The organism is Streptococcus tangpeifui (assembly GCF_011038795.1).
Taxonomy (GTDB): domain Bacteria; phylum Bacillota; class Bacilli; order Lactobacillales; family Streptococcaceae; genus Streptococcus; species Streptococcus tangpeifui.
Genome location: NZ_JAAKDU010000020.1, coordinates 1 through 1,135 on the forward strand (window position 1 = coordinate 1; position 1,135 = coordinate 1,135).

1 protein-coding gene is annotated in these 1,135 nt (G+C 47.1%); it reads right to left on the reverse strand.

Going from position 1 to position 1,135, the window contains the following annotated elements; genetic code table 11:
- On the reverse strand, positions 1-1,135 hold a 1,135-nt coding region (locus G7Y32_RS10275; RefSeq protein WP_206221369.1), incomplete at both ends, for a GBS Bsp-like repeat-containing protein.

Sequence of the window (1,135 nt, forward strand, 5' to 3'; positions counted from 1 at the left end):
TAGCATCATACCAGATAATATCATCTTGGTCACGATTGCTGGTCCAAACAGGAACCTTGACCGCTACAATACCGTTGCTGTTCGACACATTGGTAATCAGGACATCAAAACCATCGGAAGTCTGATTTTGAATAGCAAGAGTTCCGGTCACCCGTTTATCCATCTTCTTAGCTTCTGAGCGATGCTGCTGACCTGTTATACCAACCAGCTTGCCATCATTTTCTAGGTAATAGAGATGGATATTATAGAGGCCCGTTTCATTCTTATGGTCGGACACTCTGACGGTGACCTTGTAGGTCCCATCAGCTTGTTTAACGCCATCATACCAGATGATATCATCTTGGTCGTTCCTATCTGTCCAGACGGGCACCTTAACCGCCTTAAGTCCTTGGCTGTCGGTGACAGTCGAAACGATGACATCGAAGTCGCCGTTATCCTTGTTACTAAAGGAGAGGGTTCCGGTTCTGGTAACTTGAGGTTCAGCCACCTTAACCTGTTGTGCGGCAACCCCTTTCATAGCTCCGTCAGTTTCAACATAATACAGGTGGATATTGTAGGTGCCGGTTTCATTCTTATGGTCAGACAGTTTGACCGCTACCTTGTAAGTACCATCTCCCTGCTTAACGCCGTCATACCAGATGATATCATCTTGGTCATTTCGGTCCGTCCAGATAGGCACCTTGACGGCTAGGATTCCCTTACTGTCTGAAACATTGGAAATCCTGACATCAAAGCCTTGGCTCGTTTGGTTTTCAACACTGATCTGTCCGGTCCGTTTGGATTCTGATGGCTGAGAATTGGGCAGCTTGTCCAGCATGACATAGCGGCAGATACCGCTGTAAGAGACATAAGAGATCCACTTGTAGCCATCGGCCTTGAGTTCCTTATCATAGTTAACCCCTTCTCCTTTGGTAAAGGTGAACTCTGTCTTAGCGGCTGCCCTGGCTTCGTTTTTAACCGCGACTTCCCGATCGAAGGTGTAACGCTGCAGGGTTGGAAAAGTAGTTTCGCTGTCTCCTGCTGACTGATTGTCTGTCTTAGGTGCTGGAACTTCCTTAACCTCTAGCTTTGCAATATTGGCATAACGGCGAATACCGCTGTAAGACTTGTAGCTCAGCCATTGATAGCCATCTTG